Below are 19,347 nucleotides of genomic sequence, written 5' to 3'. Positions count from 1 at the left end.
GTGGTCATGGTCTCTCCTCGTCGGGCGGCGGGGTGGGGCACGATGGTGGGATGGATGCGGCCGACGTCACCGGGATCGTCCTCGCGGCGGGCGCGGGGCGTCGCGCGGGCGGTCCGAAGGCCCTGCGGCGCGATGCGGAGGGCACTCCGTGGGTCGAGCTCGCCGTGCGGCGGCTGCGCACGATCGGCTGCGGCCGGGTGCTGGTGGTCCTCGGGGCCGGAGCCGACGACGCGCGCCGCCTCGTCCCTCCGCAGACCGGGATCGTGATCGCCGACGACTGGGAGGACGGGATGTCCGCGTCGCTGCGAGCGGGACTGGCGGCCGCGACCGGCGAGGCCGCCCTGGTGACGCTCGTGGACCTGCCGGAGGAGCCCGCCGCGGTCGGAGCGCGCGTCGTCGCGGCGGCTCCGCCGGGCCCGGAGGCGCTCGCCCGGGCCGTGCACGACGGTCGCCCCGGTCATCCCGTGCTGATCGGCCGCGCGCACTGGGCGGCGATCCGCTCCGAGATCCACGGCGACTCCGGCGCGCGCGACCACCTGGAGGAGCACGGAGCGCTGGCCGTCGAGTGCGGCGACCTCGCCGACGGCCGCGATCACGACGGCCCCGCCTGAGCGAGGGCGTCGCGCAGGGCGCGCCACGCCAGCGTCGCGCAGACCGAGCGCACCGGATTCGCGGCCACGGCGAGCAGGGCCGCCTCGTCGCCGAGAACCGGATCCGCGACCCGCAGGCTCATCGAGGTCAGGAGGGCTCCGACGCGACCGGCCAGCTCCTCCGCGTCGAGACCGTCGAGCTCCTCGACGAGCATCGACGCGGAGCCCTGCGACAGCTCGCAGCCCCGCCCGGTCCAGCGCAGCGACAGGCCGCCGTCGACCCGGACGACGCGCAGCGCGAGTCGGTCGCCGCAGGTCGGCGTGAGCAGCTCGACGCGTCCGAGCACGTCCTCGGACGCGTCCTCGGCGACCCGCCCCACCGGGTGGCGCGCGTGCAGCCGGATCAGGTCGGCGGCCTCGACCGCGTTCACGCCCGGTCCTCGATCTCGGAGAGCTCCGCGTAGACGGTGCTGATCCCGGCGATCCGCTCGCGGGCGTCGCGCGGACGCGCCCCGAGCACCCCCGAGGCGAGCAGCGCGACCGCGCTCATCGCCGCGGCGTAGCTGTCGAACGCCGAGTCGCTGTCGACGGGGCACTCGAGCCAGACCGCCGCCCGGTCGGCGAAGCGGCGGGCCTGCGCGTCGGCGAGCAGCACGACCGGCACTCCGCGGGCGGCGAGCACGTCGAGGAGCGCGGCGAAGGAGGAGGGGCGCCGGCGGAAGCCGACGAGCACGACGACGTCCTCGGCGCCGAGCCCCACGACCTCCTCGCCGAGCGACTGACCGGGCTGCGGCGCCACGCGCACGCGGGCGCGGGCCTGGGCGAGCTGCTGGCGCAGGTGCAGCGCCACCGGGTAGCTGTTGCGCATCCCGACGACCACGACCTCGCGGGCGTCCGAGACGAGGCGCACGGCGGCGTCGAGCCGTCCGTCGCCGAGCGCCACGGCGAGCCGCTGGAGATTGGCGCGCTCGCTCTCGAGGTGCGCGGCGACGGGGTCGTCGGCGGTGGAGGCGGGACCGACCGGGACGCCGGAGCTGCGCAGCGCGCGGGCGTGCTCGCGCACCTCCTGCGAGTTGGAGAACCCGAGCCGCCGGAACAGCCGCGAGACCGTGGCCTTGGACACCCCGCTGTGCTGCGCGAGCTCGGTCGCCGTGTAGATCGCCAGGTCGCCGAGGTGGTCGAGGATGAAGTCGGCCGCCCGCTGCTCCTGCCGCGAGAGCGAGGCGTAGCCCGCGTCGATGCGGTGCCCGATGCTGGGCGGCGCCTCGGCGTCGGAGGGGGCGGCCCCGGTCATGCGCGCGACCTCGCGAAGGCGTGCACCGCCGCCTCGAAGGCGTCCAGCGCCACGGCCACGTCGGCCTCGGTGACGTTCTCCTCCGGGTGGTGGCTGACGCCGCCCTCGCAGCGGAGGAAGAGCATCGCGTACTCGGTGAGCTCCGCGATCGCCATCGCGTCGTGGCCGGCCTTCGAGAAGAGCACCATCGGCTCCTCGTCACCGGTCGCGCGGATGCCCTCGCGGATCACGTCCTGGAGCCGGTCGGAGGCGACGACGGCGGGGGCGCCGTGGGTCTCCTCGACGGTCAGTGCGAGGCGGCGGCGGCGCGCCGTCTCGGACATCGCGTGCTGGATCTCGTCCCACACTCGGTCGCGCACGTCGTCGAACTCGGCGCGCAGATCGAGGCTGAACTCGACCCGCCCCGGGATCACGTTGACCGCGCCGGGGAACGCCTCGAGGCGCCCGACCGTCGCGATGCAGCCGTTGTCGCGCGCGATCCGCTCGACCGCGAGCACCGCCTCCGCGGCCCCCGTGAGCGCGTCGCGGCGGCGGTCGAACGGCACTCCGCCGGCGTGACCGGCCTTGCCGGTGAGCGTGAGGGCGAACCGCCGGGCGCCGGCGATCGAGGAGACGACGCCCAGGGCGCGGTCGGCCTCCTCGAGGTAGGGGCCCTGCTCGATGTGCGCCTCGAGGTAGCCGAGCAGGTCGTCGGCCGCGCGGGCCGCAGTGGAGATGCGGGAGGGGTCGAGCCCGAACTCGTGGAACGCGTCGACGAGCGTGGTGCCCTGCGCGTCCTCGAGCTCCCACCAGTGCTCGTCCCACGTCCCGGCGACGGCGCGCGAGCCGAGCAGGGCGGTGCCGAAGCGGGTGCCCTCCTCGTCGCCGAACGCCACGACCTCGATCGCGAAGGGCAGGCGCACCCCCGCGGAGTTCAGCCGCGAGACGACTCCGATCGCGAGCATCACGCCCAGGATCCCGTCGTAGCGTCCCGCGTCGATCACCGTGTCGAGATGGGACCCCAGCATCAGGGCGGGCTGCCCGGCGCTCGCGCCCTCGTAACGGCCGCACTGGTTGCCGGCGGCGTCCTGCCACGTGCGCATGCCCGCCTCCTCCATCCAGGCCGCCGCCATCGCGTTGACGCGGGCGTGCTCCGGAGAGAGGTAGACGCGCTCGATCGCCCCGCGCGTGCTCGAGACCGCCGCGAGCAGATCGCAGCGCTCCATGATCACGGCGGCGTCGACGGCGCTCACGTCGCGCTCCCGTAGACGCCGTAGGCGCCGTCCACTCCGCCGCCCGGAGCGACGGAGGCGCCGGCGCGCCGCAGGACCGCCTCGAGCGCGGCGAGCGTGGTCAGCACCGTGTCGGTGCGGGCGTTGTAGCCCATCGTGCCGATCCGCCACACCTTGCCGTGCAGCGGACCGAACGAGGTGCCGATCTCGATGCCGAAGTCCTCGAGCATCGCGCCCCGGACGGCGTCGCCGTTCACTCCGTCCGGGATCCGGACCGCGACGACGTTGCTCATCTTGTGCGAGACGTCGCCGAAGACCTCGAGCCCGAGGCCCTGCACGCCGGCGAGCATCGCCGCTCCGTGCACCCGGTGCCGGGCGATCGTGTTCTCCAGGCCCTCCTCGACGATGATCCGGGCGCACTCGCGTGCGCCGTAGAGCATCGTGGTCGCCTCGGTGTGGTGGTTGAGCCGGCGCGGGCCCCAGTAGTCGAAGACCATGCCGAGGTCGAAGTAGTTGGAGCGGACGGGGCGCGCGCTGACCGCGTCGCCCTCGTCGCGGATGCCCGCCTCGATGCTCTTGCGCGACTCGATCACTGCGACGGCTCGCTCCGAGAAGGTCACGGGCGCCGAGCCGGAGGGACCGCCGAGGCACTTCTGCAGGCCCGCCGAGACCGCGTCGAGCCCCAGCTCGTCGGCGCCGAACGGGTTGCCCGCGAGGGACGCCGTGACGTCGGTGTAGAAGAGCACGCCGTGCTTCTCGCAGATCGCGCCGAGCTCCTCGAGGGGCTGCGCCATGGTCGTCGAGGTGTCGCCGTGCACGACCGCGAGCACCTTGGGGCGGACCTTCTCGATCGCCTCGGCGATCGCCGACACGGGGAACACCTGCCCCCACTCCGCCTCGATCACGTGCACCTCGGCGCCGCAGCGCTCGGCGATCTCGCGGAGGAGGTGGCCGAAGCGGCCGAAGACCGGCACGAGCACGCGGTCGCCCGGCTCGAGCATCGACACCAGGGCGGCCTCGATGCCCGCGCGGCTGGTGCCGTCGACGAGCATCGTCTTCTCGTTCTCCGTGACGAAGACGCGGCGGTAGAGCTCCTGCGTCTCGGTCATGTAGGCGGTCATGGAGGGGTCGTACTGGCCGACCAGCTGCGCCGACATGGCGCGCAGCACGCGGGGGTCCGCGTTGATCGGGCCGGGGCCCATCAGGAGCCGCGGGGGCGGGTCGATCGGCAGGAAGGTCGAGATCGCGGGCGCGGTCGGAATGGGAACCACCTCTTCACGGACGGGGAACGCAGGCGGAAGACCTGTTTCAGATGCTCATTCTACGGAACAGACGTTTCACCCGTGTTTCGGGGAGCCGAACGCGGCGGCCCTCTCGAGGAGGGCGAGGTCGGCACCGCGCGGTCCGACCAGGCACAGTCCCACCGGGGCGCCGTCGACCGAGAGCAACGGCGCCGACAGAGCCGGGTAGCCGCCGATCCCCGCGACGCAGGTCATGCTCAGCGTCGCCGTGCGCACCGCGTCGATCCGCTCCGCCGAGGCGTCCAGCGGCGGGGCGGGCGAGGAGGCGGACGGGAGGAGCAGCACCCGGTCGCCGAGAGCGGCGTCGAGGGCGGCGCGGTGGCCGGCGAGGCGCTCCCGCGCGGCGCCGACCGTCGCCGCATCCAGCCGCGACGCCGCGTCGAAGCGCCCCTGCACGTCCGGGGCGAGGGCACCCGGGTGCGCTGAGACCCACTCGCCGTCGGCGGCCCACGCCTCCGCCGCCTGCACGGTGCGGAAGGCCTCGAACATCTCGGCCACGGGCGGCAGGACGATGCTCTCCGGCTCCTCGAGCGCGCCATCGGCGACCAGCGCCTGGACACGGCGCGCGAACGCCTCCTGCACCGCCGGATCGGCTGCAGCGAGCAGTGCGGGCGCGTGACGACTCCACGGCCCGGAAGACGCTGCTCGGAGCGCGAGAGCCCGACCCGCGCGACACGCTGCAGTGTGTGCACGTCCCGCGTCAGCCAGCCGACGGTGTCGAAGCTCGGAGCCAGCGGCAGCAGCCCCTCCACCGGCACGGCGCCGTGCGTCGTCCGCAGTCCCCAGAGCCCCTGGTACGAGGCGGGCACGCGGATCGAGCCCGCCGTGTCCGTCGCGAGCCCGACGGCGGCCTGCCCGAGCGAGACGGCGGTCGCCGGTCCGCTCGAGGAGCCGCCGGGGATCGCGCCGGGCACCGCGGGGTTCGGCGGTGTCCCGTAGCCGGAGTTGCGGCCCGCGATGCTGTAGGCGAACTCGTCCGTCTGCGCGAGACCCCGCACGGCCGCCCCGGCCTCGAGAAGATCCGCCACGGCCGGAGCCGTCCCGGTCTCGATCGCGGCCTCGGCGAGGCGCACGGGCATCCCGGCGCCGATCCGCTGCCCCTCGATCGCGAAGAGGTCCTTCACCGCGACGTCGAGCCCGTCCAGCTCCCCCGAGCCGGTCGGAGGCACCAGCGGCGCGCCGACGACCCGCCAGACGCGCGCGTCCAGCGCCGGCGCGGGCGCCTGCACCTGGGCGGCGCGCACCCGCCAGACGCCCTCGTCGAGCGACCACAGCTGCGTGACGAGTCCGCGTCCGCCGCGGGACGGCGTGTTCACCGTGACGACCAGCGCGGAGCCGGCGTCCACCGCCCGCACGTGCAGCTCGGCGAGGCCGCGCGGAGGAGTCCCGCCGCGCCGTCCGCGGAAGCCGGTGATCGCGTCGTGGCCGACCAGCAGCCCCGAGGCGTCGCCCCGGAGCGTCGTCGGGGCGCGGACGAACGCGTCGGCGAGCGCGGGCACGTCGTCGGCCGAGAGCGCGGCCTCGTAGGCGAGGACCGCGTCGACCAGGCCGTCCGGCAGCTCGCCCTCGAGCGAGGTCACGCGCCGGTCAGACATCGAAGTCCGCCGTCCGCACGCGGGCGTGCACGCCCTTCACCAGGTCGACGACCTGCGAGATGTTGAAGTCGGTCGCAGCGCTGAGGTACGCGTAGGCCAGGCTCGCGTCCATCCCGTAGCGCGCCTGGAGCAGCGCGATCGCCGCGCGCACGCAGTTCTGCACCGCGATGTCGAGGTCGGCGTCCATCCCGGTGGGCACCAGGAACTCGCTCGTCTCGCCCAGCGGCCCGACGAGCTCGCCGAACGCCTCGAGCGCGTCGGCGCGCGTCACCACTTCGAAGCGCACCCGGACGCGTAGGCTCGCCTCCATCGCCGTGAGCGCGACCTCGCCGTCGCCCTGCGCGAAGTGCGGGTCGCCGACGTACGCGAGCGCGCCCGGCACCTGCACCGGCAGGTAGAGGCTCGTCCCCGCCGTCAGCAGCGAGATGTCGATGTTGCCGCCGTGCGGCCCGGGCGGCACGGAGTGGGGACGCTCGCCGCCCGCGACGGCGACGCCCATGATCCCGAGGAACGGGTGCAGCTCGAAGCGCGCCGAGCGCTCGCCGCCCGGCACCAGCGGCAGCACCCCGCGGCGGACGCCGTCCGCGCCGACCTCGACGTGCGCGAACGCGCTGAAGGGCCCCGCGGCGAGCGGGTACTCCCCCGGCAGCGCACCGCGGCCGTGCCGGTTCGAGATCACTCCGTAGGGCACGCGCGGCTCGGCCTCGAGCAGGGTCATCCGCAGCAGGTCGCCCGGCTGCGCGCCCCTCACCGCGATCGGGCCGGTGACGACGTGCGGGCCGTCGACCTCGACGTCGCGGAACGGACCGGAGGCGGCGAGCTCGATCGCGTCGCGCAGCACTCCCTCGGGAGCGACGCCGTGCCGGCCGAAGAACGCGACCGGATCGCGGCCCTGATCCTCCAGCACCCCCTCGTGGCTGAGGGTGTCGATGACGACCTCGGTGCCGGAGTCGATGCTCAGCACCGCGCGGTCGCCCGCGCAGGGCAGCCGCCCCCAGAGCACGGAGTCCGAGCTCGCGGGCAGGTACTCCACGCCCTCCGGGATCGACTCACCGGGCTGCACCGCCCACTCCGCCAACCGCATGCGCCGCCCGCCTTCCCGCGCGGGAGCCTCCCGCGACCGTCCGACAGTACCGAAGCCGTGTTTCGTCTCTTCGCGCGCATCCGTGGCAGGATCGGCGGAGCTCAGCCCTCCGCACCTCCGCCGCGAGACACCCGCTCCGCCGGCGGCACGCGGGTGCGAGCGTGCCGGACCGGCATCTCGCGGCCGCCTCCCCCTCCCTCCGACGACAGGACCCCCGTGTTCCGACGCCTGCGCACGCGCACCGACAACGTCCACCTCGGCCTCATGCTCGCCCTGACCTTCTCGACCGGCATCATCGACGCCGTCGGCTATCTCGGGCTCGACCGCGTCTTCACCGGCAACATGACCGGCAATGTCGTGATCCTCGGCATGGCCCTCGCCGGCGCCGCCGACCTGCCCGTCGTCGGTCCGATCATCGCGCTCGTCGGCTTCATGCTCGGCGCCGCGCTCGGGGGCCGCGTGCTGCGCCCGGTGAAGACCGGGTGGACCACCCGCTCCACCTGGCTCTTCACGGTCGTCGGCCTGCTGATGGCCGTCCTCGCGATCGTCCTCGGCGTCGTCCCCGAGCACCCGGAGCCGCTCGCGCTCACCGTCACCGGAGTCCTCGGCCTGGCGATGGGCCTGCAGGCGGCGACCGCCCGCCACATCGCCGTCAAGGACGTCACCACCGTCGTCGTCACCTCGACCATCACCGGGCTCGCCGCCGACTCGTGGCTCGGCAGCGGCAAGGGCCAGCCCTGGTTCCGCCGCCTGGCCGCCGTCGTGCTGATCGGGGCCGGAGCCGGAGTCGGTGCCCTGGCCCTGAACGTCGGCCTCTGGCTCGGCCTCGCGATCGCAGCCGCGATCACCCTGATCGCGTCGCTCTTCGGCCACCTGGTCGCGCACGTGAAGCACGCGCCGGCGCCCGAGAAGGCCGCGGCCTGACCCTCGCCGCAGGAGCTCCGAGCGGGATCCGGGTTCCCGATCCCCGTCGCGGTCAGGCCACGCGCGGCAGCAGCTGGCAGTGCGGGCACAGGTGCGACGAGCGGTTCATGAACGGCACCCGCACGATCGCCGCACCGCAGCGCGGGCACGGCTTCCCCGTCTGCCCGTAGGCGTTCAGGCTGTGCGAGAAGTACCCCGACGCCCCGTTCACGTTCACGTACTGCGCGTCGAAGCTCGTGCCGCCCTCGGCCAGCGCGCGCTCGAGCACCGAGCGCACCTCCGCGAAGAGGCGGCGGATCCGGGGCTCGCTCAGAGACGCGCTCGAGCGCTCCGGATGCAGCTCCGCCGCCCACAGCGACTCGTCCGCGTAGATGTTGCCGATCCCGCTCACCAGCGTCTGATCGAGCAGCGACCGCTTGATCCCGCTGTTCCGGCGTCCGAGCGCCGTCACGATCGCGGGCAGATCGAAGAAGGGGTCGAGCGGGTCCCGGGCGATGTGCGCCACCTGCGAGGGAACGCGTGCGGTCCAGTCGCCCAGCGGCCCGTCGCCGGAGTAGCCACCCGGGGCGCCGTCCGGGGTCGGCACGAGCGTGTCGATCGCCATCGAGCCGAAGATCCGCTGGTCGACGAAGTGCAGGGCGAGCTCGCGGTGCGACCCGTCGTCCGGATCACTCATCTCGATGCCGATCCGGATGCGCGTCAGCCTGGCCGGCGGCGCGTCCGCGGCACGCAGCAGCACCTGCCCGCTCATCCCGAGGTGCACGAGCAGCGCCTCGTCGCGGCCGGCGGGCATCCAGAGGAACTTCCCTCGGCGCACGGCTCCGGCGAGCCTGCGGCCGACCAGCAGCCGCTCGAACGTGCCGTGCGGATGCACGTGCCGCTTGAGCGAGCGCTCGTCGACGATCTCGACCCCGGTGACGAGGGATCCGGTGACGGCCGGGGCGAGGCCCGCGCGCACCACCTCGACCTCGGGCAGCTCGGGCACGTCAGGCTCCGGAGGCGGGCGGCAGCGCGGCCAGGCGCGTCCAGGCGTCCAGCGCCGCGGCCATCTCGGCCGCCTTCTTGCTCGTCCCCTCGCCGCGGGCCGTGACCAGGCCGCCGACGATCACGGTCGCCACGAAGACCTTGTTGTGGTCGGGGCCGGTCGAGGCGATCTCGTAGCGGGGCGCAGGAGCGCCGTGCTCGGCGGCCGCCTCCTGCAGGCTGGTCTTCGGGTCCATCGAGACGCCGAAACGGCCGGGGTCGGCGCGCAGCGGGGCGATGAGGCGCAGCACGAGATCGCGCGCGGCGTCGGGCCCAGTGCCGAGGTAGACCGCGCCGATGATCGCCTCGACCGTGTCGGCGAGGATCGACGCCTTCTCGCGACCGCCGGTCAGCTCCTCGCCGCGGCCGAGGCGGAGGAACTCGCCGAGGCCTATGCCGCGGGCGATCTCGGCCAGCGCCACCGTCGACACGAGGCTCGCCCGGCGCTTGGCCAGGTCGCCCTCGCTCAGAGCGGGGTACTCCGTGTAGAGCATGACGGTCACGGCCTGCCCGAGGATCGAGTCGCCGAGGAACTCGAGGCGCTCGTTGTGCGGGATGCCGCCGTGCTCGAAAGCGAACGACCGGTGCGTCAGGGCGAGCTCGAAGAGCTCACCGTCGAGGCTCACGCCGAGCGTGGCCTCCAGACGCGACCGGTCGTCGCTGGAGGGTGATGCGGAAGTCTGGTTCACCATGGACCACTCGACGTCCGTCGCGGGGCGACGGTTCGCCGGAGGAGTCGGATCAGACGTCGGCGACCTTGCGGCCCTTGTACTCGAGGAACAGCGCGGTGCCCGCGGAGTCCTCGACGACCTTGGCGCGGTGGGGGAGGCTGTAGACGACCTTGCCGTTCTCGACGGTCTTGACCAGGGTGGGGACCTCGGCCTTCCACTGCGAACGACGGGCGTGGGTGTTCGCGCGGGACTTCTTCCTCTTGGGAACAGCCATGATTCTCTCTTCTCTACGTGTGTCCCGTGTCGGGGCTAGTCGGTTTCGGTGCGTGCCTGACGGCCTGCACCGCTGTCTGCGGAAGCTCCGGGCGCTGCGGCCCCACCGTTCCCCGTCTCGCTCAACCCGGCGAGCGCGGCCCACCTGGGGTCGTGCGGCGCATCGGGTTCGCGCTCGGAGGAATCGGCCAGCCGCTCCCCCGTGACGGGGTCGAGGCCCGGACAATCCGGCCGGCAGACCGGCTGGAACGGCAGCGACAAAACCACCGCATCCCTGACCAGAGGTTCAAGATCCACGTGGTCGTCGTGAACCTCATAGTCGAAAGCTTCGTCAGAAGAGTACGCGAAAAGTTCCTGGAACTCGACATCGACAGGCAGGGAGATGTCGGTCAGGCACCGGCTGCACTCGCCGACGGCCTCCGCCGAGACCTCGACGCTGGCCAGGATGCCCTCGTGCACCGACTCCACGCGCACGTCGAGATCGATCGGCGCGCCCTGTCGGACCGCCACGATCCCCTCGCCGTACTGCTCGGGCGCGTCGATGTCGAGACGGTGCTCGCGCATCTCCCCCGGACGGCCGATGAGATCGCGCACGTGCACGGTGAACGGCGTCTTTCGGAAAGTAGTCACGAGGATCCATCTTACGCCCGACGGCGCCGAGCGGGCGGGAGAGCGGCAAGACGGGGCCCGCACGACGACGGGCCGGAGCCGTCGCGGACGACGACCCCGGCCCGGGGAGCACGGATCAGGCTCCGCCCTCCTGCAGGGTCACCTCGATCGGCGCGAAGTCGGCACCGCTCGTGTCGACGCCCTCCTCCTCGAGCTCGGCCAGGGCCTTCTCGACGTACTCGTTCGAGTACGCGGTCTCCGGCGGGTCGTCGCTGATGATCGTCGCGCCGGTCTCGTTCTGCGTCTCCTTGGCGATGTCGACCGTCTGCTGCCAGGCGGCCTCGTCGATCATGCCGATGCCGCCCGTGGAGGGCCAGATCAGCTTGTTGACCTCGTTGGTCATCCAGAGCTGGTGGCTCGTGCCGAGCGTCGACCCGGCGGCGGTCACGATGTCGGCCGCCTCCTCCGGGTTGTCCTTCGCGTAGATCCAGCCCTTGATCGAGGCCTTCACGAACGCGACGGTCTGCTCGGCGTACGCGTCGTCGCTCTCGAGCTTCTCGGCGTCGGCCCAGATGGCGTCCTGCAGCATTGCCGTGCCGACGTCGTTCCAGCTGATCACGTTGAGGTCGTCGGGCGTGTACAGCTCGCCCGTCTCCGGGTTCACGCTCTCGAGCACCTGCGCGTACTCGTTGTAGGTCATCGCCTGCGCCGCGTCGATGTCGCCGGCGAGGAAGCCGTTCATGTCGAACTGCTGCTGCACGAGCGAGATGTCCTCGAGCGGCACTCCGTCCTGCTGCATGCCGGCGAAGAGCTCCCACTCGTTGCCGTAGCCCCAGCTGCCGACCGTCTTCCCGGACAGATCGGCGGGCGAGGTGATGCCCTTGTCCTTGAACGAGATCTGCGTGGTGGCGCTGCGCTCGAAGATCTGCGCGACATCGGTGATCGCCGCGCCCTGCTCGATCGACCCGAGCACCTTCGGCACCCACGAGATCGCGTAGTCCGCGTCTCCGGAGGCGAGGACGTCCTGCGGCACGATGTCGCCGCCGCCCTCGGCGATGGTCACGTCCAGGCCCTCGTCCTCGTAGTAGCCCTGGTCGAGGGCGGCGTAGTACCCGGCGAACTGGGCCTGGGCGACCCACTGCAGCTGCAGGGTGACCGGCGCGAGGCCGCTCGAGCCCTCGCCCGAGCCGCCGTCGTCGGTGCCGGATGCGCTGCATCCGGTGAGCGCGAGACCGACGGCGGCGAGCCCCGCCGTCGTGGTCGTCGCGATGCGCGTGCGTCTGTTCACTGTTCCTCCTGATGGTGTGGTGCAGGACGTGCCCGTGCGGGCGGTGCTGTGGAGCGACGTGCCGTGGTGCGGATGGAGCGCCGGGCGGACCCGGGTGGAACGGTGGAGCACCGGGCTGGCCCGGGAGCGGCTGGGATCAGCGCGCGCGACTGCGCCGGAGCGCGAAGGCCTCGAGCCCCGCGGTGGCGCAGTAGAACAGGAGGCCGACGAGCACGGCGCCGAGCACGTAGGCGTAGGCGAGCGCGTAGTCGCTGCCCGAGGCCGCCGTCGTGATCGACTTGCCGAGGCCGCCGACCGGTCCGCCGAAGTACTCGGCGACCAGCGCCGAGATGACGGCGAGGGAGGAGGCGATGCGCAGTCCCGTGAAGAAGAACGGCACGGCGGCGGGGAGCGTGACGGCGAGAGTGCTCTGCCACGGAGTCGCGGCGTACGCCCGCATCAGATCGCGGTGCACCGGAGTCGCCTGCCGCAGCCCCCGCAGAGTGTTCACGTAGACCGGCACGAAGACGGCGAGCGCCGCGACGAGCTGCCGAGCCGTCTCGACGCTCGCGCCGAACATCGTGTAGAGCACCGGCGCCAGCGCCACGATCGGCACCACGGCGGCCGCCGCGACGATCGGAGCGACGAGGCCGTCGAAGACCCGCAGCAGCGCCGAGAGGCTCGCGACGAGCACCGCGACCACCGCTCCGACGACGAGGCCGATCAGCGCGTTCCCGCCGGTGACACGGCTCCCCGAGGCCACCGAGCCGAGGTTCTGCGCGAACTCCGCGCCGATCGACACCGGCGACGGCAGCACGAACGGCTTCACGTCGAACGCCGTCACGCCGACCTGCCACAGGAGCAGGGCCGCGACTCCGAGCAGCAGCGGCGCGAGGACGCTGCGGGCGAGCGCCGGAGTCGTCATCGGTTCTCCACCCCGCGCGGCAGCGCCGCGGCCTCGCCGTGCAGGAGCTCGCGCACGGCACTGACGTCGCGGAAGAACGACTCGTCCTCGCGCACGCCCTCGTCGCGCGAGGCGGCGTCGGGCAGGCGGACCGGGAGGACGTCCCGGATCCGCCCCGGGCGGGGCGACATCACGACGACGCGATCCGAGAGGAACACCGCCTCCGGGATCGAGTGGGTGACGAAGACGACGGCCGCGCCGGTCTCGGTGCGGATCCGCAGCAGCTCCGTCTGCATCCGCTCGCGCGTCATCTCGTCCAGCGCCCCGAAGGGCTCGTCCATCAGCAGCAGCCGCGGGCTCTCGGCCAGCGCCCGGGCGATGGCGACGCGCTGCTGCATGCCTCCCGACAGCTGGTCGGGGTAGGAGTCGGCGAAGTCGCCGAGCCCCACGAGGGCGAGGAGCTCGTCGACCCTCGCGCGCCGGGCTGCGGCTCCCACGCCGTGCAGCTCGAGCGGCAGGGCGATGTTCGCGCGGATGCTGCGCCACGGCAGCAGCCCGGCCTGCTGGAACGCGATGCCGTAGTCCTGGTCGAGACGCGCGCGCCGCGCCGTCTTGCCGAACACCGAGATCGCGCCGGACGTCGGCTCGTCGAGGTCCGCGATCAGCCGCAGCAGGGTCGACTTGCCGCAGCCGGAGGGTCCGATCAGCGAGACGAACTCCCCCGCCGCGATCTCGAGCGACACGTCCTGGAGCGCGACGACGCTCGCGCCCTTCTTCGTGCTGAACGTCTTGGTGACGCCGTCGACGACGACGGCGGACTCTGCAGCGCTCATGCGGGCTGCTCCCCTCTGCGGAACGGACGGAGGGCGACCCCGATCAGCGCGACGGCGCCGGCGGCCGCGAGGCCGACGAGCACCGCGCCCAGGATCGGCGCCCAGGGCTTGGCGGGGTCGCCCCCGGCGGCGGAGGCGAACTCGATGATCATGCGGCCGATGCCGCCGCGCAGGCCGATCGAGACCTCGGCGACCACGGTCCCGATGACGGCGCTGACCGCCCCCAGGCGCAGGGCGGGGAGCAGGTACGGCACGCTCGCCGGCAGGCGCAGCCGCACGAGCGTCTTCCACCAGCCCACGCCGTAGACGTGCATCAGCTCGACCTGGTGCGCGGCGGGCGAGCCGAGGCCGCGGAGCGCGCCGATCGACACGGGGAAGAACGCGAGGTAGGAGGCGATCAGGGCCACCGACATCCAGTTCTCCCAGGTGAACGCGCCGAGCTCGAGCTGCGAGCCCCAGCGGCGCACCAGGGGCGCGATGGCGATCAGCGGCACCGTCTGGCTCAGCACGATCCACGGCAGCACCGCCGACTCCGCCGTGCGGAACCGCTGCATGAGCAGCGCGAGCAGCATCCCGACGACCACCCCGACGACCCAGCCGACGGCCGCGATCCCGAGCGAGAAGGCGCTCGCCTGCAGCACCGCGAACCAGAGCGCCGGCGCGCCGCGTGCGCCGGTCACCGGCTCGACGAGTCGCGTCGCGATCTCCCAGAGGTGCGGCATCGCGATCGCGCTGGTGCGCGGCAGCACGGTGAGGCCTCCCACGACCACGCCGGTCTCCGGCCCCAGCGCCTTGTACGCCTCCCAGACGAGAGCGAGCAGGAGCAGGCCGGCCGCGCCGAGCAGGATCCCGCGCGCCGCGGCCGGAGCCTCATGCCTTGGCCGTGATGTGCGGGCCGAGAGCCGGGATCACGCGCTCGCCGTAGACGCGCAGCGTCTCCTCCTTGTTGTCGTGCTGGAGGTAGCCGGCGAACTGCGTCACGCCGATCTCGGCCAGGGCCTCGAGCTTGGCGATGTGCTCGTCGGCCGTGCCCAGCACGCAGAAGCGCTCGACGATCTCGTCCGGCACGAACGAGGTGTGGCTGTTGCCCGCGCGCCCGTGCTCGTTGTAGTCGTAGCCCTCGCGCCCCGCGATGTAGTCGGTGAGCGCCTGCGGCACCGCGCCGCTGCTCCCGTAGCGGCCGACGATGTCGGCGACGTGGTTGCCGACCATGCCGCCGAACCAGCGGCACTGCTCGTACATGTGGGCGCGGTCGGTGCCGATGTACATCGGCGCCGCGATGCAGAACTGCAGCGACTCGGGGTCGCGGCCCACGTTCGCGGCCGCCTCCTTGACCGTGGTGATCATCCAGCGCGCGATGTCGACGTCGGCCAGCTGCAGGATGAAGCCGTCGCCGACCTCGCCCGCGAGCTTCAGCGCGAGCGGGCCGTACGCGGCCACCCACATCTCGAGCGAGGAGCCGCGGCTCCACGGGAACTGCAGGGTCGAGCCGTTGTACTCGACCGAGCGGCTGTTGGCGAGCTCGCGGATGACGTGGATGGACTCCCGCAGCGTCTTGAGCGTGGTCGGCGCCCCGCCCGTCACGCGCACCGCGGAGTCGCCCCGGCCGATCCCGCACACGGTGCGGTTGCCGTACATCTCGTTGAGCGTCGCGTGCAGGGAGGCGATGACCGTCCAGTCGCGCGTCGCCGGGTTGGTGACCATCGGGCCGACCGTGATGCGGTGCGTCTTCTCGAGGATCTGCGAGTAGATCACGTAGGGCTCCTGCCAGAGCAGGTGCGAGTCGAACGTCCACGCGTAGTCGAAGCCGTAGGTCTCGGCCAGGACGGCGAGGGCGACGGTGCGCGAGGCGGGCGGGTTGGTCTGGAGGACGACTCCGAAGTCCATGGGGTTCCTTCTGAGATGCGGTAGTGCAGGTGCTGACGGACGTATCATGCGACCCATTGAGGGTCGCCGTTGCGCTTCGAGGTCTTCCGTGGGGCCGCGACGTGGTCGCGGGGCTCCCCGCCTTTCTTGATCGGAGTCCGGAGCGATGCTCCGAACTCAGATCAAGTATTGGGAGAGCCCTCGCTTGATGTACTTGCCGTCGCCCTTGGTGCCGACGTACTGCCCGTCGTCGACCACGACCTTCCCGCGGGAGATCACGGTGTCGACGTGACCGTCGATCTCGAACCCCTCCCACGCGGAGTAGTCCATGTTCATGTGGTGGCTGCGCCCCTCGCCGAGGCCGATCGAGGTGTGGCCGTTCGGGTCGTAGACCACGACGTCGCCGTCGGCTCCGGGCTGGATCACGCCCTTCTTCCCGTACATGCCGAACATCCGCGCCGGAGTCGTCGAGGTCAGCTCCACCCAGCGCGGCAGCGAGATCTGCCCGGACACCACGCCCTGGTACATCAGGTCCATCCGGTGCTCCACGGAGCCGATGCCGTTGGGGATCTTCGAGAAGTCGCCAACGCCCATGTCCTTCTGGCCCTTCATGCAGAAGGGGCAGTGGTCGGTGGAGACCATCTGGATGTCGTTCGTGCGCAGCGACTGCCACATGTGGTGCTGGTGCCCCTCCGCCTTCGAGCGCAGCGGGGTGGAGCACACCCACTTCGCGCCCTCGAACCCCGGAGCGCCCAGCTGCTCCTCGAGCGAGAGGTAGAGGTACTGCGGGCAGGTCTCGCCGAACACGTTCATCCCGCGGTCGCGGGCCTGGGCGATCTGCTCCACGGCCTGCTTCGCCGACACGTGCACCACGTACAGGGGCGCGCCGGTGAGGTCGGCGATCATGATCGCCCGGTGCGTGGCCTCCTCCTCCGCCTGCCACGGCCGCGACGTGCCGTGGAAGTAGGGCGAGGTGTTGCCGGCCGCCAGCGACTGCTTCACCAGCTCGTCGATGATCGCGCCGTTCTCGGCGTGCATCATCATCATCGCGCCGTTCGACGCGCCCTTCTGGAACGCCCGCAGGATCTGCCCGTCGTCCGACAGGAACACGCCCTTGTAGGCCATGAAGAGCTTGAAGCTGGTCACGCCCTCGTCCATCAGCTCGTCCATCGCGACCAGCGACGAGTCCTGCACGTCCGAGAGGATCTGGTGGAAGCCGTAGTCGATGGCGCACTCCCCGGCCGCCTTCGCCTGCCACGCCTGGTAGCGGTCGACGACGCTCTCGCCGGGGTACTGGACCACGAAGTCCACGATCGAGGTGGTGCCGCCCCAGGCTGCGGCCCGGGTGCCGGTCTCGAACGTGTCGGAGGCGAAGGTGCCTCCGAAGGGCATCTCCATGTGGGTGTGCGCGTCGATCCCGCCGGGGATCACGTACTTGCCGGTCGCGTCGATCACGCGGTCGACGTTCGCCGCGAGATCGAAGCCGAGCAGCGTCGATCCCGGCGCGAGGACCGCCGCGATCGTCTCGCCGTCGATCAGCACGTCGGCGGTACCGGTGCCGGTCGCGTTCACGACCGTGCCGTTGGTGATGAGGGTCTTCATCGTCGCTCCTGGGTGGTTCGGGCGGTCACGGCTTCGGGATGCTGGTGTACGACTCCGGTCGGCGGTCGCGGTAGAACTGCCAGTCGTCGCGCATCTGCTGCACCATGTCGAGATCGAGGTCCCGGATGAGGATCTCCTCGCTCTCCCCGGAGCCGCGCTCGCCGACGAACTCCCCCCGCGGATCGATGACCTGGCTGGTGCCGTAGAAGTCGACCGCGAGGTCGCCGTACTCGTTGTCCTCGCGCCCCACCCGGTTGGGCTGCAGCACGAAGTAGCCGTTCGCCACGGCGGCGGCCGGTCCCTCGACCTCCCACAGGCGGTTCGAGAGGCCCGGCTTGGTCGCATTGGGGTTGAAGACCAGGTGGGCGCCGTTGAGGCCCAGCTCCCGCCAGCCCTCGGGGAAGTGCCGGTCGTAGCAGATGTGCACGCCGACCTTGCCGACGGCGGTGTCGAACACGGGGTAGCCGAGGTTGCCCGGGCGGAAGTAGAACTTCTCCCAGAAGCGGTCGAGGTGCGGGATGTGGTGCTTGCGGTACTTCCCGAGGATCGTGCCGTCGGCGTCGACGACCACCGCGGTGTTGTAGTACACGCCCGTCTGCTCCTCCTCGTAGATCGGGAGGATCATCACCACCCCGAGCTCCTTCGCCAGGGCGGCGAAGCGCTGCACGATCGGGCCGTCGGCGGGCTCGGCGTAGCGGTAGTACTTCTTGTCCTGGGTGATGCCGAAGTACGGGCCGTAGAACAGCTCCTGGAAGCAGACGACCTGCGCCCCGTCGGCGGCGGCGTCCCGGGCCATCTGCTCGTGCTTGTCGAGCATCGACTCCTTGTCGCCGGTCCAGGTGGTCTGGGTGATCGCTGCGCGGACGATGGTCATCGGTACCTCCATGACAGTGGGGCCATCCGCCAGCGGGGCTTCGACGGCGGAACTCCTCGGGTGCCTCGGCACCCTGCGGATGCGGAGCCGGGGGACCGTGGTCCCACTGTGGTGGGCCGAGCGCCCGAAGGCAACGTCCCGTCCGACTCCGTGGACAGGGGTTCATCGTCGTCCTTCGACGTTTCCCGCGTGTTTCGGTTGGGAATCCGCGGGATTAAGGAGTCGGCTCCACCGATTCCGTCGCCGCCCCGCGAGCGCGGTACCGTGAGCGGATGCGCATCACGATCCTCGCCGGCGGCGTCGGAGGAGCCCGCTTCACCTCGGCCGTGCGGGAGCACCTCCGCGACCTCGAGGCCGCGGGCGGCGGCCCGTCCGAGATCACGGTGGTCGCCAACACGGGCGACGACATGTGGCTCACCGGGCTCAAGGTCTGCCCCGACCTCGACTCCCTCACCTACGCCCTGGGCGGAGTGAACGACACCGAGCGCGGCTGGGGTCGCGCGGGCGAGTCGGAGCGGGTCTCGGCGGAGCTCGCCGCGTTCGGCGTCGGCTGGCCCTGGTTCACGCTCGGGGACCTCGACCTCGGCACCCACATCGCCCGCACCTCGATGCTGCGCGACGGCCTCACCCTGTCGGAGGCGACCGAGCGCATCACCGCGCGCTGGCCCCTCGGCGTCCGGCTGCTCCCCATGTCCGACGACGACGTCGAGACTCACGTCGAGGTCGACCTGCCCGGCGAGGGGGTGCGCCTGCTGCACTTCGAGGAGTGGTGGGTGCGGTTGCGCGCCTCCGTCCCCGCCCGCCGCTTCGTGCAGAAGGGGGTCGAGACCGCGCGTCCCGCTCCCGGCGTCCTCGAGGCGATCGCCGACACGGATGCGGTGCTCGTCGCTCCGTCGAACCCCGTCGTGTCGATCGGCACGATCCTCGGCGTGCCCGGGATCGCCGACGCCCTGCGCACGACGTCGGCGCCCGTCGTCGGGGTCTCCCCGGTGATCGGGGGCGCCGTCGTGCGCGGCATGGCCGACGCCTGCCTCGCCGCGATCGGCGTCGAGCCCTCGGCCGAGGCCGTCGGCCTGCACTACGGCTCCCGCTCCGCGGGCGGACTGCTCGACGCGTGGCTGGTCGGCGAGGAGGACGCCGGAGCCGTCCCCGCCCTCGAGGCCGCGGGTCTGCGGGCGCGCTCGGTGCCCCTCTGGCTGCGCGACCGGGAGACCTCCGCCCGCCTGGCCGCCGACGCGATCGCCGCCTCCCGCGGCTGAGTCGTGGTGTCTCCAGCGCGGCCCGCCGTCGCCGGATCGCCCGGATTCCTTGTACCGTCGTCCCGGATCGACTTCCCGGGCCACGAGCACCGGAACCGGAGTCGCACGACCGCCCGTCCTGGACCGCCCCCGCGGATCCGCGGCTCGGGCCGCAGGGCGCGCTCGCT

At 72.4% G+C, this 19,347-nt stretch carries 20 protein-coding genes and 1 pseudogene; 3 read left to right on the top strand and 18 right to left on the bottom strand.

All coding sequences use genetic code 11. The features are described from left to right. Positions 1 to 611: nucleotidyltransferase family protein (locus B0T42_RS07840; RefSeq protein ID WP_446737364.1), on the top strand; the 611-nt coding region annotated here is incomplete at its 5' end. On the opposite strand, the gene B0T42_RS07835 is transcribed toward B0T42_RS07840, so the two are convergent. From B0T42_RS07835 to B0T42_RS07805, 7 genes and pseudogenes are all read right to left on the bottom strand, one after another. After that, positions 593 to 1,021 (bottom strand): iron-sulfur cluster assembly scaffold protein, encoded by a 429-nt coding sequence (locus B0T42_RS07835; protein WP_077222659.1) that lies wholly within the window; start codon positions 1,019 to 1,021, stop codon positions 593 to 595. The two genes, B0T42_RS07840 and B0T42_RS07835, sit on opposite strands and share 19 nt — an antisense overlap. Beyond that, positions 1,018 to 1,884 (bottom strand): MurR/RpiR family transcriptional regulator, encoded by an 867-nt coding sequence (locus B0T42_RS07830; protein WP_077222658.1) that lies wholly within the window; start codon positions 1,882 to 1,884, stop codon positions 1,018 to 1,020. Before B0T42_RS07830 ends, B0T42_RS07835 begins: the two co-directional genes overlap by 4 nt. Further along, positions 1,881 to 3,116: an allantoate amidohydrolase gene (locus B0T42_RS07825; RefSeq protein WP_236720178.1), complete on the bottom strand. Its 1,236-nt coding sequence runs from the start codon at positions 3,114 to 3,116 to the stop codon at positions 1,881 to 1,883. Before B0T42_RS07825 ends, B0T42_RS07830 begins: the two co-directional genes overlap by 4 nt. After that, a complete protein-coding gene (locus B0T42_RS07820; RefSeq protein ID WP_077222668.1) occupies positions 3,113 to 4,297 on the bottom strand; it encodes a pyridoxal-phosphate-dependent aminotransferase family protein in 1,185 nt (394 codons plus the stop codon). Before B0T42_RS07820 ends, B0T42_RS07825 begins: the two co-directional genes overlap by 4 nt. Positions 4,298 to 4,432: 135 nt before the next feature. Beyond that, positions 4,433 to 4,978 (bottom strand): amidase, encoded by a 546-nt coding sequence (locus tag B0T42_RS21960; protein ID WP_269087512.1) that lies wholly within the window; start codon positions 4,976 to 4,978, stop codon positions 4,433 to 4,435. Positions 4,979 to 5,103: 125 nt separating this feature from the next. Next, positions 5,104 to 5,991, bottom strand: a pseudogene (locus tag B0T42_RS21955) (AtzH-like domain-containing protein); the annotation flags it as partial. Beyond that, complete coding sequence (locus tag B0T42_RS07805) at positions 5,984 to 7,075, bottom strand: acetamidase/formamidase family protein (protein WP_077222655.1); 1,092 nt, start codon at positions 7,073 to 7,075, stop codon at positions 5,984 to 5,986. The gene B0T42_RS07805 and the pseudogene B0T42_RS21955, both read right to left, overlap by 8 nt. A gap of 216 nt (positions 7,076 to 7,291) precedes the next feature. Here B0T42_RS07805 and B0T42_RS07800 point away from each other — a divergent pair, with 216 nt between their 5' ends. Further along, positions 7,292 to 7,999, top strand: coding sequence for a YoaK family protein (locus B0T42_RS07800; RefSeq protein WP_342418220.1), 708 nt, complete (start codon positions 7,292 to 7,294; stop codon positions 7,997 to 7,999). Positions 8,000 to 8,051: 52 nt separating this feature from the next. On the opposite strand, the gene mutM is transcribed toward B0T42_RS07800, so the two are convergent. The 11 genes from mutM to B0T42_RS07745 all read right to left on the bottom strand — a co-directional run bounded on the left by mutM (position 8,052) and on the right by B0T42_RS07745 (position 17,921). Next, positions 8,052 to 8,984, bottom strand: coding sequence for a bifunctional DNA-formamidopyrimidine glycosylase/DNA-(apurinic or apyrimidinic site) lyase (gene mutM, locus B0T42_RS07795; RefSeq protein ID WP_077222654.1), 933 nt, complete (start codon positions 8,982 to 8,984; stop codon positions 8,052 to 8,054). A gap of 1 nt (position 8,985) precedes the next feature. Next, positions 8,986 to 9,714: a ribonuclease III gene (rnc, locus tag B0T42_RS07790; protein WP_077222653.1), complete on the bottom strand. Its 729-nt coding sequence runs from the start codon at positions 9,712 to 9,714 to the stop codon at positions 8,986 to 8,988. A 49-nt stretch (positions 9,715 to 9,763) separates the two neighbouring features. Further along, a complete protein-coding gene (gene rpmF, locus B0T42_RS07785) occupies positions 9,764 to 9,967 on the bottom strand; it encodes a 50S ribosomal protein L32 (RefSeq protein ID WP_055792711.1) in 204 nt (67 codons plus the stop codon). A 35-nt stretch (positions 9,968 to 10,002) separates the two neighbouring features. Continuing rightward, a complete protein-coding gene (locus B0T42_RS07780; RefSeq protein ID WP_077222665.1) occupies positions 10,003 to 10,530 on the bottom strand; it encodes a YceD family protein in 528 nt (175 codons plus the stop codon). Between the two features lie 181 nt (positions 10,531 to 10,711). Beyond that, positions 10,712 to 11,863, bottom strand: coding sequence for an ABC transporter substrate-binding protein (locus B0T42_RS07775; protein WP_236720177.1), 1,152 nt, complete (start codon positions 11,861 to 11,863; stop codon positions 10,712 to 10,714). Positions 11,864 to 11,999: 136 nt separating this feature from the next. Beyond that, entirely contained in the window at positions 12,000 to 12,767 is a 768-nt protein-coding gene (locus tag B0T42_RS07770) for an ABC transporter permease (RefSeq protein ID WP_077222652.1), read from the bottom strand. Continuing rightward, positions 12,764 to 13,579, bottom strand: coding sequence for an ABC transporter ATP-binding protein (locus B0T42_RS07765; protein ID WP_077222651.1), 816 nt, complete (start codon positions 13,577 to 13,579; stop codon positions 12,764 to 12,766). Before B0T42_RS07765 ends, B0T42_RS07770 begins: the two co-directional genes overlap by 4 nt. Then, on the bottom strand, positions 13,576 to 14,349 hold the full coding sequence (locus B0T42_RS07760; RefSeq protein WP_342418219.1) for an ABC transporter permease: 774 nt from the start codon (positions 14,347 to 14,349) through the stop codon (positions 13,576 to 13,578). Before B0T42_RS07760 ends, B0T42_RS07765 begins: the two co-directional genes overlap by 4 nt. A 100-nt stretch (positions 14,350 to 14,449) precedes the next feature. Further along, positions 14,450 to 15,466: a TIGR03842 family LLM class F420-dependent oxidoreductase gene (locus B0T42_RS07755; RefSeq protein WP_055792722.1), complete on the bottom strand. Its 1,017-nt coding sequence runs from the start codon at positions 15,464 to 15,466 to the stop codon at positions 14,450 to 14,452. Between the two features lie 156 nt (positions 15,467 to 15,622). Continuing rightward, positions 15,623 to 17,047, bottom strand: a complete 1,425-nt coding sequence (hydA, locus tag B0T42_RS07750) for a dihydropyrimidinase (protein WP_077222649.1) — start codon at positions 17,045 to 17,047, stop codon at positions 15,623 to 15,625. A 25-nt stretch (positions 17,048 to 17,072) separates the two neighbouring features. Beyond that, a complete protein-coding gene (locus tag B0T42_RS07745) occupies positions 17,073 to 17,921 on the bottom strand; it encodes a nitrilase-related carbon-nitrogen hydrolase (RefSeq protein WP_077222648.1) in 849 nt (282 codons plus the stop codon). Between the two features lie 272 nt (positions 17,922 to 18,193). Here B0T42_RS07745 and cofD point away from each other — a divergent pair, with 272 nt between their 5' ends. Beyond that, entirely contained in the window at positions 18,194 to 19,180 is a 987-nt protein-coding gene (gene cofD / locus B0T42_RS07740; protein WP_077222647.1) for a 2-phospho-L-lactate transferase, read from the top strand. The last annotated feature ends 167 nt before the right edge of the window (positions 19,181 to 19,347 follow it).

Source organism: Rathayibacter rhapontici (assembly GCF_001995175.1).
Lineage (GTDB): Bacteria > Actinomycetota > Actinomycetes > Actinomycetales > Microbacteriaceae > Rathayibacter.
This window is presented reverse-complemented; position numbering and strand designations above follow the sequence as displayed.

Coding starts and splice junctions, on each gene's coding strand:
- B0T42_RS07830 (WP_077222658.1), bottom strand. CDS start 1,884: ATGACCGGGGCCGCCCCCTCCGACGCCGAGGCGCCGCCCAGCATCGGG.
- B0T42_RS07820 (WP_077222668.1), bottom strand. CDS start 4,297: ATGGGCCCCGGCCCGATCAACGCGGACCCCCGCGTGCTGCGCGCCATG.
- B0T42_RS07805 (WP_077222655.1), bottom strand. CDS start 7,075: ATGCGGTTGGCGGAGTGGGCGGTGCAGCCCGGTGAGTCGATCCCGGAG.
- rnc (WP_077222653.1), bottom strand. CDS start 9,714: ATGGTGAACCAGACTTCCGCATCACCCTCCAGCGACGACCGGTCGCGT.
- rpmF (WP_055792711.1), bottom strand. CDS start 9,967: ATGGCTGTTCCCAAGAGGAAGAAGTCCCGCGCGAACACCCACGCCCGT.
- B0T42_RS07780 (WP_077222665.1), bottom strand. CDS start 10,530: ATGCGCGAGCACCGTCTCGACATCGACGCGCCCGAGCAGTACGGCGAG.
- B0T42_RS07770 (WP_077222652.1), bottom strand. CDS start 12,767: ATGACGACTCCGGCGCTCGCCCGCAGCGTCCTCGCGCCGCTGCTGCTC.
- B0T42_RS07765 (WP_077222651.1), bottom strand. CDS start 13,579: ATGAGCGCTGCAGAGTCCGCCGTCGTCGTCGACGGCGTCACCAAGACG.
- B0T42_RS07755 (WP_055792722.1), bottom strand. CDS start 15,466: ATGGACTTCGGAGTCGTCCTCCAGACCAACCCGCCCGCCTCGCGCACC.
- hydA (WP_077222649.1), bottom strand. CDS start 17,047: ATGAAGACCCTCATCACCAACGGCACGGTCGTGAACGCGACCGGCACC.
- B0T42_RS07745 (WP_077222648.1), bottom strand. CDS start 17,921: ATGACCATCGTCCGCGCAGCGATCACCCAGACCACCTGGACCGGCGAC.
- cofD (WP_077222647.1), top strand. CDS start 18,194: ATGCGCATCACGATCCTCGCCGGCGGCGTCGGAGGAGCCCGCTTCACC.